At 67.0% G+C, this 13,592-nt stretch carries 15 protein-coding genes; 10 read left to right on the forward strand and 5 right to left on the reverse strand.

Going from position 1 to position 13,592, the window contains the following annotated elements; translation table 11 throughout:
- Positions 1–56 precede the first annotated feature (56 nt).
- The 8 genes from FHU31_RS25880 to FHU31_RS25915 all read left to right on the forward strand — a co-directional run bounded on the left by FHU31_RS25880 (position 57) and on the right by FHU31_RS25915 (position 8,196).
- On the forward strand, positions 57–662 hold the full coding sequence (locus FHU31_RS25880; RefSeq protein ID WP_409371186.1) for a nitroreductase family protein: 606 nt from the start codon (positions 57–59) through the stop codon (positions 660–662).
- Between the two features lie 100 nt (positions 663–762).
- Positions 763–2,022 (forward strand): ammonium transporter, encoded by a 1,260-nt coding sequence (locus FHU31_RS25885; protein WP_167163509.1) that lies wholly within the window; start codon positions 763–765, stop codon positions 2,020–2,022.
- A gap of 113 nt (positions 2,023–2,135) precedes the next feature.
- Positions 2,136–3,440: a type III glutamate--ammonia ligase gene (gene glnT / locus FHU31_RS25890; protein WP_167163510.1), complete on the forward strand. Its 1,305-nt coding sequence runs from the start codon at positions 2,136–2,138 to the stop codon at positions 3,438–3,440.
- Positions 3,441–3,461: 21 nt separating this feature from the next.
- Entirely contained in the window at positions 3,462–4,331 is an 870-nt protein-coding gene (locus FHU31_RS25895) for a class II glutamine amidotransferase domain-containing protein (RefSeq protein ID WP_167163511.1), read from the forward strand.
- Positions 4,319–5,020: a GltB/FmdC/FwdC-like GXGXG domain-containing protein gene (locus FHU31_RS25900; RefSeq protein ID WP_167163512.1), complete on the forward strand. Its 702-nt coding sequence runs from the start codon at positions 4,319–4,321 to the stop codon at positions 5,018–5,020. The genes FHU31_RS25895 and FHU31_RS25900 overlap by 13 nt, the downstream gene beginning before the upstream one ends.
- A complete protein-coding gene (locus FHU31_RS25905) occupies positions 5,021–6,346 on the forward strand; it encodes an FMN-binding glutamate synthase family protein (protein ID WP_167163513.1) in 1,326 nt (441 codons plus the stop codon).
- Positions 6,343–7,530 (forward strand): NAD(P)/FAD-dependent oxidoreductase, encoded by a 1,188-nt coding sequence (locus FHU31_RS25910; RefSeq protein ID WP_167163514.1) that lies wholly within the window; start codon positions 6,343–6,345, stop codon positions 7,528–7,530. The genes FHU31_RS25905 and FHU31_RS25910 overlap by 4 nt, the downstream gene beginning before the upstream one ends.
- Before the next feature lie 21 nt (positions 7,531–7,551).
- Entirely contained in the window at positions 7,552–8,196 is a 645-nt protein-coding gene (locus FHU31_RS25915; RefSeq protein WP_090361680.1) for a type II toxin-antitoxin system RelB family anti-toxin, read from the forward strand.
- On the opposite strand, the gene FHU31_RS25920 is transcribed toward FHU31_RS25915, so the two are convergent.
- Together FHU31_RS25920 and FHU31_RS25925 are read right to left on the reverse strand one after the other, a co-directional pair.
- Entirely contained in the window at positions 8,197–8,355 is a 159-nt protein-coding gene (locus FHU31_RS25920; RefSeq protein WP_167163515.1) for a hypothetical protein, read from the reverse strand. It lies immediately after the preceding gene.
- A gap of 131 nt (positions 8,356–8,486) precedes the next feature.
- Positions 8,487–9,434, reverse strand: coding sequence for a hypothetical protein (locus FHU31_RS25925; protein WP_167163516.1), 948 nt, complete (start codon positions 9,432–9,434; stop codon positions 8,487–8,489).
- 173 nt (positions 9,435–9,607) lie between these two features.
- On the opposite strand from FHU31_RS25925, the gene leuA reads away from it, so the two are divergent.
- Complete coding sequence (gene leuA / locus FHU31_RS25930; protein ID WP_167163517.1) at positions 9,608–11,413, forward strand: 2-isopropylmalate synthase; 1,806 nt, start codon at positions 9,608–9,610, stop codon at positions 11,411–11,413.
- A 45-nt stretch (positions 11,414–11,458) separates the two neighbouring features.
- Positions 11,459–11,845, forward strand: a complete 387-nt coding sequence (locus FHU31_RS25935; protein WP_090361689.1) for an SHOCT domain-containing protein — start codon at positions 11,459–11,461, stop codon at positions 11,843–11,845.
- On the opposite strand, the gene FHU31_RS25940 is transcribed toward FHU31_RS25935, so the two are convergent.
- From FHU31_RS25940 to FHU31_RS25950, 3 genes are read right to left on the reverse strand one after another with little or no spacing between them, the layout of a single operon-like run.
- Positions 11,842–12,429, reverse strand: a complete 588-nt coding sequence (locus FHU31_RS25940) for a TetR/AcrR family transcriptional regulator (RefSeq protein WP_167163518.1) — start codon at positions 12,427–12,429, stop codon at positions 11,842–11,844. The two genes, FHU31_RS25935 and FHU31_RS25940, sit on opposite strands and share 4 nt — an antisense overlap.
- Positions 12,429–12,878, reverse strand: coding sequence for a hypothetical protein (locus FHU31_RS25945; RefSeq protein ID WP_167163519.1), 450 nt, complete (start codon positions 12,876–12,878; stop codon positions 12,429–12,431). Before FHU31_RS25945 ends, FHU31_RS25940 begins: the two co-directional genes overlap by 1 nt.
- A gap of 38 nt (positions 12,879–12,916) precedes the next feature.
- Entirely contained in the window at positions 12,917–13,537 is a 621-nt protein-coding gene (locus FHU31_RS25950) for a class I SAM-dependent methyltransferase (protein WP_167163520.1), read from the reverse strand.
- Positions 13,538–13,592 lie beyond the last annotated feature (55 nt).

The raw sequence follows: 13,592 nt of genomic DNA on the forward strand, positions 1-13,592 counted from the left end.
GATAAGGGGTCCGCACACTGGTTTTTACTCCTCCACCTGCCGGTAGCGTCAGCGGGGTGGATGAGCACCTCGCGCGAAGACCGCTGGGACCGCGCGACCGCCTGGCGCGCACCAGCGTGCCGATCCATCCGCCCATCGCGGCCCGCTGGAGCCCACGCGCTTTCGACCCGTCCGCGGTGGTCAGCCGCCACGACCTCACGGCATTGGTGGAGGCGGCGCGTTGGTCGGCCACCTGGGGGCACCGCGAACCGGTGCGCTACGTCGTCGGGATACGCGTGGATGAGACATTCACCACGCTGGCGGGGCTGCTCAAGAGGGGTAACAGCTACGCCCGTGCGGCGGGTGCGCTGATCCTGGTGTGCGCCGACGAAGGCGAGGACGAGCGCACCGCGCGCTACGCCGCCGTCGACGCCGGTGCCGCGATCGCCGCACTGAGCATCGAGGCGGTGTCGCGCGGTCTGATCGCGCATCCGATGGCCGGGTTCGATACCGACGGTGCGCGGCGGGCGTTCGATCTCCCGGCCGGGCTCCGTCCGCTCGCGGTGATCGCCGTGGGCTCACTGGGCGACTACGCGCAGGCCGACGCCGCCGTCGTCGAGCGCGACAGCCGGCCCCGGGAGCGGCTGCCATTGGACCGGCTCGTACTCAACTGGCCGTTGTGAGCCGTAACCCGCTCGCAACACCACACAACGGTCCACGTAACAGAAACATCGTCTACTGCGAGTGATCGGCCCGGCGGCCGCACCCCCTCAGGAGACGTATATGGATACCGGCACCACCGCGTTCATGCTCTGTTGCATCATCGGCCTCACGATGATGATCCCCGGCCTCGCGCTCTTCTACGGAGGCATGGTCTCCGTCAAGAGCTCGACCAACATGATGATGATGACCTTCGGCGCGGTCGCGATCGTCGGCGTGCTCTGGGTGTTGTTCGGCTTCTCGATGACCTTCGGCACCTCGATCGGCGGCTCCGGACTGGTCGGCAGCTTCACCGAGTTCGCCGGCATGAAGGATCTTCTGGAAACGCAGACGACCATCAACGGTCTGCCGGTCAGCCTGTTCGCGTTGTTCCAGGCACTGTTCGCGGCCATCACGGTGGCGCTCATCTCCGGTGCGGCAGCCGACCGGATGAAGTTCGGCGCCTGGATGCTGTTCGCCACGGTGTGGGCCGTGCTGGTCTACTTCCCCGTCGCACACTGGGTGTTCGCCTTCGACGGTGTGGTCACCAAGGACTCGGTCGGAGGCTGGATCGCCAACAACCTCAAGGCGATCGACTTCGCCGGTGGCACCGCGGTGCACATCAACGCCGGTGCGGCGGCGCTGGCCGTCGCCATCGTGCTCGGCAAGGCCGCCAACTGGGGTCAGCTGCGCAAGCCGCACAACGTCCCGCTGACCCTGCTGGGCGCCGGCCTGCTGTGGGCCGGTTGGTACGCGTTCAACGGTGGTTCCGCCCTGGCCGCCGGTAACTCGGCCGCCATCGTCATGGTCACCACCTTCGTCGCGACCTGCGCCGCGACCCTGGCCTGGCTGGCCGTCGAGAAGTTCAAGGACGGGCACGTCACCGGCGTCGGTGCCGCGGCCGGCGCGATCACCGGCCTGGTCGCCATCACCCCCGCCTGCGGTGCGGTCACCCCGGTCGGTGCCATCATCCTGGGCCTGGTCGCCGGGGCCATCTGCCCGTTCGCGGTGGGACTCAAGGAGAAGTTCGGCTACGACGACTCGCTGGACGTGGTCGGCGTGCACCTCGTCGGCGGTGTCATCGGCACCCTGATGATCGGTTTCCTGGCCAGTGATTCCATGCCGAATGCCACCAACGGCCTGTTCTACGGCGGCGGGTTCGGTCAGCTCTGGAAGCAGGCCCTCGCGGCAGGCGCGGTGATGGTCTACTCCTTCGTCATCGCGTTCGTCATCGCCTTCGCCATCAAGAAGACGATCGGCATCCGCATCTCGCCCGAAGAAGAAGAAAAGGGCATCGACACGCACGTCCACCGGGACGCGGCCTACGAGCTCGCACCCGTCTAGATCCCAACCCGGCTCCAGCCGGCGCAGCACTCCTGCGCCGGCTGGTCACCGGGGTTTCTTTGGCCCATTCGAGTTTCACCGTACGATACATTGGTTCTTATTAGGAGACAGCTATGCCGCCCGATCTTGCCACCCTGGCCGAGCAATCCGGCACCCGATTCATTCTCGCGCTGTTCGTCGACCTACGCGGAAAGCCCTGCGCCAAACTGGTTCCCGTCGAGGCCGTCGACCAACTGGCCACCGAGGGAGTCGGGTTCGCCGGGTACGCCGTCGGTGCCATGGGCCAGGAGCCCAAGGACCCCGATCTGATGGCGATTCCCGACCCGGCGTCGTTCACCCCGATCCCGTTCATCAAAGAGGGTCTGGCGCTGGTGCACTGCGATCCGCACGTGGAGGGCAAGCCGTGGCCGTACGCGCCGCGGGTCATCCTCAAGGGCTTGATCCAGCGGGCCGCCGACGCCGGTTTCGAGCCCTGGGTGGGTGCGGAGGTGGAGTACTTCCTGCTGCGCCGTGACGCCGGCGGCAACCTGGTCACCGCCGACACCGCCGATACCGCGGCCCAACCCTGTTACGACGCACGGGGTGTCACGCGGATGTACGACCACCTGACCTCGATCTCCACCGCGATGAACGCACTGGGCTGGTCCAACTACGCCAACGACCACGAGGACGGCAACGGCCAGTTCGAGCAGAACTTCGAGTTCGCCGACGCGCTGACCACGGCCGACCGGGTGATCACGCTGCGCTACCTGTTGTCGATGATCGCCACCGAGCGCGACATGGTCGCCACGTTCATGCCCAAGCCGTTCGCCGATCGCACCGGCAACGGACTGCACCTGCACATGTCGCTCACCAGCGCGGGGATCCCGGTGTTCCCGGCCCAGGAGGACCCGCGGGGCCTGGGTCTGTCCGATACCGCGTACGGGTTCATCGGCGGCATCCTGGACCACGCCTGCGCACTGCAGGCCGTGGTGGCCCCCACCGTCAACTCCTACAAACGCACCGGTGCCACCACCACCTCGTCGGGGGCATCGTGGGCTCCGCGCAAGCCCAGCTACGGCGGCAACGACCGCACCCACTACATCCGGGTGCCCGACAACCAGCGCGTCGAACTGCGGGGCGGCGACGGCTCGGCCAATCCGTACCTGGCGATCGCGGCGTCGCTCGGCGCCGGCATCGACGGCATCAAGCGCAGCCTCGACCCCGGTGCCGTGGGCGCGCAGGGCCCGTCGACCTTGCCGCCCACCTTGCTGCACGCCATCGACGAACTGGAGGCCGACCCGGTGATCACCGGGGTACTCGACGCCGCCGGCGAGGGCGTCGCGACCTACTTCGCCGGCGTCAAACGTGACGAGTTCTTCGCCTACCACGGCACCGTCGCGCCGTGGGAAGTCGATTCCTATCTGACCGCGTTCTGAAACTTTCAAGGGAGACAACATATGTGTGGCATCGTGGGGTTACACCTACGCACACCGGAGCTCTATCCCCGGCTGGGCGAACTGCTCACCGGAATGCTGTGCGAAATGTCGGACCGCGGGTCGGATTCGGCCGGGGTGGCCGTCTACGGCGACCCGGCGTGGTCACCGCCGGGCCGGGGGTGCGTATCGGTGACCGATATCGAGAAGGCCCCGGACCTGGGCCCGGATGTTGCTGTCGTACAGGTTGATTCGACTTACATCCTGACCGCCGACACACCGTCGGAGGAACTGCTCACCCGGGTACGGGCGGCCTACCCGGACGCGTTGATCGCAGGGTTCGGAGCCGATCTGGCCGTGCTCAAGGGTGTCGGCAATCCACGTACCCTGACCGAGGGCTGGGGGCTGGCCAAGGCCCAGGGCTGGCAGGGTGTCGGACACACCAGGATGGCCACCGAGTCGGCCGTCACCCCGTCGGGCTGCCATCCCTACACCGTCGGCCCGCAGCAGTGCCTGGTGCACAACGGATCGTTCGCCAACCACGCCACCATCCGGCGCGAACTACGCAGGGCTGGCGTCGAATTCGACAGCGAGAACGACACCGAGGTCGGCGCCCGATTCGTCGCCAAAGCGCTGGCCGACGGGCGGGACGTGGAAGGCGCGCTGAAGGACCTCCTCGCGTCCTTTGACGGCTTCTACACGCTGCTGGTGTCCGATCGGGATTCGTTCGCGGTGGTGCGCGACGCGATCGCCTGCAAACCGGCGGTCATCGCCGAGACACCCGGCTGGGTGGCGATGGCCAGTGAGTACCGCGCGCTGGCCGGTCTGCCCGGTGTCGATGAAGCCAAGATCTGGGAACCGGAACCGGAGGTTGTGTACGCATGGAAAAAGTAGGGGCCACGCTATCGGTCGAGTCTTTCGATCTGCGCACCTCACCGTTGCGCGAGGTCAACTCGGCGCTGCACCAACTCGGGATCGAAGGTGACTTCCTCATCGCCCATCCCGACGGCGCCCACAATGTCGCCGTCGGACTCAACGCACCGGTGCAGGTGCGCATCGAGGGACACGTCGGCTACTACGCCGCGGGAATGAACCAGCTCGCCGACGTCACCATCGCCGGTAACGCCGGCACCGGGGTGGCCGAGAACATGATGAGCGGCACGGTGCGGGTCACCGGCAACGCGTCGCAGTCCGCCGGGGCCACCGCGCACGGCGGCCTGCTGGTGATCGAAGGTGACGCGGCGGCCCGCTGCGGTATCTCGATGAAAGGCGTCGATATCGTGGTCGGCGGCAACATCGGCCACATGAGCGCCTTCATGGCCCAGGCGGGGCGACTGGTGGTACGCGGCGATGCCGGTGAGGCCCTGGGGGATTCGATCTACGAGGCCCGGATCTACGTGCGCGGCAAGGTCGCATCGCTGGGCGCGGACTGCATCGCCAAACCCATGCGTCCCGAACATCATGCCGAACTGGCCGAGCTACTCGCTGCGGCCGGCTACGCCGACGACACCTCCGCGTACACCCGGTACGGATCGGCACGCAACCTCTACCACTTCCACGTCGACAACTCTGCGAGCTACTAAATGACTTCAGTTGATGACCGGGCCCGACTGGGCCTGCGCGAGTCCGCCACCTTCGACCGCCCCACCATCGCCGCCATCCAGCGGGCCGCCGAGACGGGGATCTACGACATCCGGGGCTGGGGCGCCAAGAGGCCGCTTCCCCATTTCGACGACCTGCTGTTCCTGGGTGCGTCGATGTCGCGCTACCCCTTGGAGGGTTACCGGGAGCGCTGCGGCACCGATGTGGTGCTCGGCGACCGGCATGCCAAACACCCCCTGCATCTGGACATCCCGGTCACCATCGCGGGTATGAGCTTCGGGGCGCTGTCCGGGCCGGCCAAGGAGGCACTGGGCCGCGGCGCCAGCGAAGCGGGTACCTCCACCACCACCGGTGACGGCGGGATGACGCCCGAGGAACGCGGCCAGAGCAAGAACCTGGTCTACCAGTACCTTCCGTCGCGCTACGGGATGAACCCCGACGACCTACGCAAGGCCGATGCCATCGAGGTGGTGCTGGGCCAGGGGGCCAAACCCGGTGGCGGTGGAATGTTGTTGGGGCAGAAGATCTCCCCGCGGGTGGCCGGCATGCGCACGCTGCCCGAGGGTATCGACCAGCGCAGCGCCTGCCGGCATCCGGACTGGACCGGGCCCGATGATCTGACCATCAAGATCAACGAGTTGCGCGAGATCACCGACTGGGAGAAGCCCATCTACGTCAAGGTCGGGGCCACCCGCACCTACTACGACGTCAAACTCGCGGTGCACGCCGGCGCCGACGTGGTGGTGGTCGACGGGATGCAGGGCGGCACCGCCGCCACCCAGGAGGTGTTCATCGAACACGTCGGTATCCCCACCCTGGCCGCGGTCCCGCAGGCGGTGCAGGCACTCTCCGAGCTGGGGGTGCACAGAAAGGTGCAACTGATCGTCTCCGGCGGCATCCGGTCCGGCGCCGACGTGGCCAAGGCGCTGGCACTGGGTGCCGACGCGGTGGCCATCGGCACCGCGGCGCTGATCGCCCTCGGCGACAACCATCCCCGCTACGGCGCCGAGTACGAAAAGCTGGGCAGCGCGGCCGGTTTCTACGACGACTTCCAGGACGGCCGCGACCCCGCCGGGATCAGCACTCAGGACCCCGAACTCGCCGCACGCTTCGATCCGATCGAGGGTGGCCGGCGGCTGGCCAACTACCTGCGGGTGTTGACCATGGAGGCCCAGACCATCGCGCGGGCCTGCGGCAAGGCCCATGTCACACATCTGGAACCCGAGGATCTGGTGGCCGTCACCATCGAGGCCGCCGCCATGGCCCGGGTACCGCTGGCCGGTACGAACTGGATACCGGGCTCATGACCGAGACCGCAGATGTCGTGATCGTCGGCGGCGGACTGGAGGGGGCCGCTGCGGCGTGGGCGTTGAGCCAACGCGGGGTCACCGATGTCTTTGTGGCCGAACGCAATACCGTCGGCTCGGGGATGACCGGGAAGTCCAGCGGCATCGTGCGCTGCCACTACGGGGTCAGCTCGCTCGCCGCGATGGCCACCGTCGGCCTGGAGGTGTTCGAGAGCGCCGAGGAGATCTTCGGCAACGACATCGGGTTCCGGCAGACCGGCTATGTCGTCGGAGTCGGCGCGCCGAACGTCGAGAACCTGCGCAAAAGCCTGGCCGCCCAACGTGAGGTGGGCGTACAGACCGAGGAGATCGACGCCTCGGACGTCGCGGCGATGTGGCCGTGGGCCGACCTGGAGCCGTTCGCCGCGTTCGGCTGGGAAGCCCGGGGCGGCTACGGCGACGCCTACCAGACCGCGCAGGCCTTCTCGGTGTCCGCACGCGCCGCGGGTGTGCGGGTCCGCCAAGGCACCGAGGTCACCGCGTTGCTCACCGACGGCGACAAGGTCACCGGCGTGCGCCTGGCCGACGGCACCGAGGTCTGCGCCGGCACCGTCGTCATCGCGACCGGGGTGTGGACCCGTCCGCTCCTGGCGCCCTACGGGATCGACGTGCCCATCGAGGTGCACCGGGAACAGATCATGATGATCAAACCCGGCGTCGACCTCGGGCAGGTCCCGGTGTTCTCCGATCTGGTCTCCCTGCAGTACATCCGCCCGGAACCCAACGGGGAGCTGCTGTTCGGGAACTCCGATCTGATGGCACTGGACATCGCCGATCCCGACGGGTATTCCAACCGCGCCGATGACGCCTTCGTCGACCTGACCGTCGACAAGCTCAGCACCCGGTTCCCCGGTCTTACCGACGCCGCCATCGCCAGCAGCTACGCGGGCTGTTACGACGTCACGCCGGACTGGAATCCGGTCATCTCACGCACCGGAATCGACGGGCTCATCGTGGCCGCCGGATTCAGCGGGCATGGCTTCAAGATCGCCCCGGCCGTGGGGCGGCTGGTCGCCGATCTCGTCATCGACGGTCGCAGCACCGACCCGCGCATCCCGGAGACCGATTTCCGGTTGTCCCGGTTTGCCGAGGAGGATCTGCTCAGAAGCCCCTACCCGTACGTCGGCGCGGGCGAGATGCGCTAGGCAGGAGAGCGGAGTCGAACCATGAGTGACGTCCCACTGCTCCGTAACTCCGGCATCGCCCGGGACCGGGATCCGCAGGCGCCGCCCGATGACCTCGAGTTCGAGGCCGCCATCGGGCGCAATGTGCGCCAGCTGCGGTTGGCCCAGGGGTTGACCGTCGCGGAGATGGCGGCCCGGGTGGGTATCTCCAAGGCGATGCTGTCCAAGATCGAGAACGCCCAGACCTCCTGCAGCCTGTCCACGCTTGCGTTGCTGGCCAAGGGTCTCGACGTGCCGGTGACCAGCCTGTTCCGCGGGGCCGACGTCGAGCGCCCGGCCGCCTTCGTGAAGTCGGGCACCGGGGCGCGCATCGTGCGCAACGGCACCAAGGAGGGGCATGAGTACCAGCTGCTGAGCTCGCTGCGCGGCGAGCACAAGCGGCTGGAGTGCCTGCACGTCACGCTGAGCGAGAAGAGCCGGACCTATCCGCTGTTCCAGCATCCGGGTACGGAGTTCATCTTCATGCTCGAGGGGGTCATGGATTACAGCCACAGCCGGTCGGTGTACCGGTTGCACCCGGGTGACTCACTGCAGATGGACGGCGAGGGAGCGCACGGCCCGGTGGATCTGGTGGCGCTACCGATCCGGTTCCTCTCGGTGATCGCGTTCCCCGACACCCAGGTCTGACTACTGGTGGTGGAACGCGGTTCCGGTGGCCGACTGCGCGGTCGCAGCCGCTTCCAGACCGGTGACGGCGCCGGTCGCGCCGAACAGTCCGAGTGCCGCGGCGCCGAGGACACCGGCGGCCAGAATGGGGGTGCCGATGGCTTTGACGAAATTGATCATGTCGTGAGTTCCTTTGCGTGAGTGCGCTGTTGACTCAACGATGTCCGAGAGAAGGGTCACGGTCTGTCGGGCGAGTGGTGGATATCCCGGATGAACCCGGTGTCCCCCGATCAGGGGAAGGAGCTCGGGATTCAGCCGAAGAGTTTGGCCGCCGACACCGCGATATCGGTGACCGTCTCGCACCGCGGCGGGGTGCTCTCCACCGAGACCGAGGGGCGGATCACCACGTCGGAAGGACGCAGATAGTCGCCGCCGAGCAGTTTGCGGCGCATCGGCGCACCGAGGAACACACTCGCCGTACAGAGTTGGGTATCGAGAAACACCACGACACCGTCGCGACTGAGCCGCGACCGGTTGTCGGTGCCCGGTTCGAACAGTTGAGGCTGCAACGTGAGCCGCACGGCGGTGCGATCGGCCAGCGTCATGGCACACATGTGCGGTCGGGTGGCCCCGATATCCCACCGCGCCGCGGGCTGCACCGCCACGATCTCGCAGGGATCGCGCTCGGCGAGCACGACAGGGTAGGCCGCCGCACCGTCGCGGATCGGGGGCCGCGTCGCGTCGAGTATCGGCGCCGCCGACCGCCCGATGAGGTCGGCGAAATCGCACGACTGCTCGGTGATCGGGGTGATCCGGACCACCGGTTCCACCGGTCCGGGCAATGGTGGGGCCCCGGGCAGGCGGTCCAGCGGCAGCGACCCCACGAATTCACACGGCGACGGCTCCAGGGTGTCCAGCCCCACCCATACGCTCACGTAGCGGCGGGCGCTTTCGCCGGCCACCTTGATGTCCACATCGCATTCATCGAAGGCGAACATCGTTCCCACAGAACCGATCTCACCGATTTTCGCGAGCGTTTCACGGGTCAGCAGGCCACACGGGTCGAGTCGGCGAAGTGCACGCAGATACGCCAGCCGATCCCGTTGCGCGGGGCTCACCGACACCCCGTAGGTGGACACGGGCCCGGCGAAGAAATATCCGGGATCGGGAGCCGCGGCGCGCGACGCGGCGGGGATGAACCGGGCACATCCCGCGAGGCCGAGCACCGTGACGAGTAACAGGACCAGCACGGACTGCACAGAGCGGGGTTTTGGCGCCACAGCGATGCGGAGTACAGTAGCGCACGTGCAGCGGGTGCTCCTTCTCGGACGCCGCGACGGGGTCTGACCAGACCGGCTACCCGTCGCGGGTGTTTCGCGATGCGCCGGTCTGAAATCCACGGGATTGATCCCAAGACTCCGGAGCGAACACCATGAACAGCCCAGACGCCTACACCTCTGCCCGCACCATCACCACGCCCGCCGGCCCGCGCCGTGCCGGCCAGCCCGCCTGGAACACCCAGCGCACATCGACGATGCCGGTCAACCGGTACCGCAGTTTCGCCGCTGAAGTCCCAGGTGGACAGCCCGCAGCCCCCTTCGACCGCACCTGGCCCGACACCGTCGTCACCCACGCCCCCGGTTGGTGCGCCGTGGACCTGCGCGACGGCAATCAGGCCCTGATCGACCCGATGAGCCCGGCGCGCAAGCGCCGGATGTTCGACCTGCTGGTACGGATGGGCTACAAGGAGATCGAGGTCGGCTTCCCGTCGGCCAGCCAGACCGATTACGACTTCGTCCGCGAGATCATCGAGCAGGGCGCCATCCCTGACGATGTCACCATCCAGGTGCTGACCCAGTGCCGGCCCGAGCTGATCGCCAAGACGTTCGAGGCCTGCGCGGGCGCCCCGCAGGCCATCGTGCACTTCTACAACTCGACCTCGATCCTGCAGCGGCGGGTGGTGTTCCGCGCCGACCGGGACGCGGTGAAGAAGATCGCCACCGACGGCGCCCGCATGTGCGTCGACGAGGCGCAGAAGTACCCGGAAACGCGGTGGCGCTTCGAGTACTCGCCGGAGTCCTACACCGGCACCGAGCTGGAGTACGCCGTCGACGTCTGCAACGCGGTGGCCGAGATCGTCAAGCCCACCCCCGAGTGGCCACTGATCATCAACCTGCCCGCCACCGTCGAGATGGCGACCCCGAACGTCTACGCCGATTCGATCGAGTGGATGAGCCGTCACCTGTCGCCGCGGGAGTCGATCATCCTGAGCCTGCACCCGCACAATGACCGCGGGACCGGTGTCGCCGCAGCGGAATTGGGCTATCAGGCCGGTGCGGACCGGATCGAGGGCTGCCTGTTCGGCAACGGCGAGCGCACCGGCAATGTCTGCCTGGTGACCCTGGGGCTGAACCTGTTCTCCCGCGGGGTGGATCCGCAGATCGACTTCTCCAACATCGACGAGATCCGCCGCACCGTGGAGTACTGCAACCAACTGCCGGTGCACGAACGGCATCCCTACGGCGGTGATCTGGTGTACACCGCCTTCTCCGGCAGCCACCAGGACGCCATCAACAAGGGCCTGGATCAGATGAAGGTCGATGCGGACGATATCGGCTCGGATATCGACGACATCCTGTGGCAGGTGCCCTATCTGCCCATCGACCCCAAGGACGTCGGGCGCACCTACGAGGCCGTCATCCGGGTGAATTCGCAGTCCGGCAAGGGCGGGGTGGCCTACATCATGAAGGCCGACCACGGTTTGGTGCTGCCCCGGCGGCTGCAGATCGAGTTCTCCAAAGCCATCCAGGCGATCACCGACGGTGAAGGTGGCGAGGTCTCACCCAAGGCCATCTGGGATGTCTTCGCCGACGAATACCTGGCGCCGATCACACCGCTGGAGCGCATGCGCCAGAAGGTGGACGCCGCCGAGGTCGACGGCGGTACCGACACCATCACCGCGGTGGTGAAGGTCGACGGGGTCGAACGCGAGATCGTCGGCGCCGGCAACGGCCCGCTGGCCGCGTTCTGCGACGCCCTGGGCGCCATCGGCTACGACGTGAACGTGCTGGACTACTCCGAGCACGCCATGTCCTCGGGTGAAGAGGCCCAGGCCGCCGCTTATGTCGAGGCGTCCATCGGCGGCAAGACCGTCTGGGGTGTGGGTATCGCGACGTCGATCACAACTGCGTCACTGCGGGCTGTGGTATCCGCCGTGAACCGCGCCGCGCGTGATTGACTGACGTAAGCGTAAATAACGCACCGTCACCTACGAGGAGTAGCTATGGACTGGGGTTCAACATGGGATTTCCTGTGGCACTTCCTGATCATCTTCGCCTGGATCGCGTACCTGCTCGTGCTGTTCCAGATCCTCACGGACCTGTTCTGGCGTGACCACAAGACATCCGGTTTCGCCAAGGCGATCTGGGTGATCCTGCTGATCGTCTTCCCGTGGCTGACGGCACTGGTGTACCTCATCGCCCGTGGCAACGGTATGGCCGAACGAGCCCGCGAAGCCGCCGCGGCCGCCAAGAAGCAGACCGACGACTACATCCGGGAAGCCGCGGGCCGCTCCCCGGCCGAAGAGATCGCGCACGCCAAGGAACTGCTGGACGCCGGCACCATCAGCCAGAGTGAGTTCGACGCACTGAAGACCAAGGCGCTCAGCTAGTTTCGCTCCGACTGCCCGAGTACGGCAGTCAGCATCCGCTCGACCAGCCCGGCAAGATCGGACGCGCCGGGCTGGTCGGCGATGAACGTCAGGTTGCTGTAGGCCAACCCGTTGAGCAACCGGGCGAGTTCCCCCACCTGCTCGTCGGTCACCGCCAGCCCCGCGGCGGCCAGCAGTAGCGATGCGGACTTCAATGCCGCCGACTGCATCTCACTCAACAACGGCCGCAGCTCGGGCCGCCGCACGCCCTCGTTGAACAGTTCGTACCGGGCCAGTTGCCGTCGCCCGTTCGAGCCGCCGAGATCGGTGACCATGGCCGTCATCATCGTGGCCAGCGTCTCCCGGTTCAGCGTTCCCAACCCGTTCTGCAGCAGGCCGACGTGCTGCCACTGCAGTTCCACGAGGCGCGCGGCCGTCGCCTCCAGCAGGGCCATCCTGGTCCTGAAGTAGTTCGAGGTCGTGCCGGCGGGCTGTCCCGCCCGCTCGTCGACCGCGCGGTGGGTGAGCCCGCCGGCGCCCATCTCGCCCAGGATGTCGATCGCGGCATCGAGCAGCACGGCGCGGCGGTGCGGATTCGGCGGCATCAGTCCTGGTACCGCACCCGAGCCAGCATGACCAGGAACACCGGGTAGACCAGGCAGAGCAGCAGGTAACTGAACCAGTAGCCGGCCAGGTGGACATAGAAGCTGACATCGCCCAGCACGAACAGCACATACAGGTGCAGCGGGACGCTGACCGTGATGTAGCCGATCGCCGCCGTCAGCGCGATGCGGTGGGGCCGGTTGACGAACGCCATCCGGCGGTACCCGACGATTCCGGTGACGGCGGCGTAGGCCATCGGTAGCAACAGCAGCAGGTCACCGACGGGCGTGACGACGTAGCGCAGCGCGGCCTCGTCGCCGAACAGCACGCGGCAGAGGTGCATGCCGAACCCGATCACGAGGGTGAACATCGCGGCCTGGCGGAAGTAATACCCGTGGCGGCGGTACGCCTCCCACCGCGACGGTTTCACTACATCTGTAGTGGTATCCATGGTGCGTAGGTTACCACTACGGAAGTAGTGGTAACAATCTATGCCCGGGTACCCCGAAAGAAGGCGACCGGACCCACCAGGCGCAGCCGCCGGGAACCCAGATCGGCGCAGTCGAAACCGGCCTCGCGCAGCAGACCGGGCAGTTCGCCATCGGCATGGGCGACCGAGAGGTGCCGGCCCACCACATCGACGATGTGAACGCTGCCTCCGGGCCGCAGCACCCGGTACGCCTCGCCCAGCGCGGCCCTGCGCATCTCGGGATCCAGGTGGTGCAACATCATCGACGACAGCACTCGATCGAACGACCCGTCGACAAACGGTAGTTCCTGCGCATAACCACGCTCGAAGGTGACGTCCGGAGCCTTCTTCCGCGCCTTTTCCAGCGCCCGGGGATCCGGATCGATACCGGTGATCTGCACGGCCGACTCGGCCCGTCTCGCCCTGATGGTGAGATTTCCCGTACCGCAACCGATGTCGAGTACGCGCGCACCTGCGAACAGTTGCGCTTGGGCCACCAACATGTCGTAGGCGGGCGGCATGCCGAGGACGCGGGTGAGCAGGTCATAGACGGGTAACAGCAGATCGTGCCCGGCGGCGGGCAGGTAGTCGTGTCGGTTTCCCCACGTCTTGGCGACCGAATTCGGATGATCATTGCTCATGGCTTCCATGCTGCACCAGGCATGAACTCGGATGTTGTGCGATCTTCGGCCAAAT

It is taken from the genome of Mycolicibacterium fluoranthenivorans (assembly GCF_011758805.1).
Classification (GTDB): Bacteria; Actinomycetota; Actinomycetes; order Mycobacteriales; family Mycobacteriaceae; genus Mycobacterium; species Mycobacterium fluoranthenivorans.

Coding starts and splice junctions, on each gene's coding strand:
- FHU31_RS25935 (WP_090361689.1), top strand. CDS start 11,459: ATGGACTGGGGTTCAACATGGGATTTCCTGTGGCACTTCCTGATCATC.
- FHU31_RS25950 (WP_167163520.1), bottom strand. CDS start 13,537: ATGAGCAATGATCATCCGAATTCGGTCGCCAAGACGTGGGGAAACCGA.
- leuA (WP_167163517.1), top strand. CDS start 9,608: ATGAACAGCCCAGACGCCTACACCTCTGCCCGCACCATCACCACGCCC.
- FHU31_RS25905 (WP_167163513.1), top strand. CDS start 5,021: ATGACTTCAGTTGATGACCGGGCCCGACTGGGCCTGCGCGAGTCCGCC.
- FHU31_RS25940 (WP_167163518.1), bottom strand. CDS start 12,429: ATGCCGCCGAATCCGCACCGCCGCGCCGTGCTGCTCGATGCCGCGATC.
- FHU31_RS25945 (WP_167163519.1), bottom strand. CDS start 12,878: ATGGATACCACTACAGATGTAGTGAAACCGTCGCGGTGGGAGGCGTAC.
- FHU31_RS25915 (WP_090361680.1), top strand. CDS start 7,552: ATGAGTGACGTCCCACTGCTCCGTAACTCCGGCATCGCCCGGGACCGG.
- FHU31_RS25900 (WP_167163512.1), top strand. CDS start 4,319: ATGGAAAAAGTAGGGGCCACGCTATCGGTCGAGTCTTTCGATCTGCGC.
- FHU31_RS25920 (WP_167163515.1), bottom strand. CDS start 8,355: ATGATCAATTTCGTCAAAGCCATCGGCACCCCCATTCTGGCCGCCGGT.
- glnT (WP_167163510.1), top strand. CDS start 2,136: ATGCCGCCCGATCTTGCCACCCTGGCCGAGCAATCCGGCACCCGATTC.
- FHU31_RS25885 (WP_167163509.1), top strand. CDS start 763: ATGGATACCGGCACCACCGCGTTCATGCTCTGTTGCATCATCGGCCTC.
- FHU31_RS25910 (WP_167163514.1), top strand. CDS start 6,343: ATGACCGAGACCGCAGATGTCGTGATCGTCGGCGGCGGACTGGAGGGG.
- FHU31_RS25895 (WP_167163511.1), top strand. CDS start 3,462: ATGTGTGGCATCGTGGGGTTACACCTACGCACACCGGAGCTCTATCCC.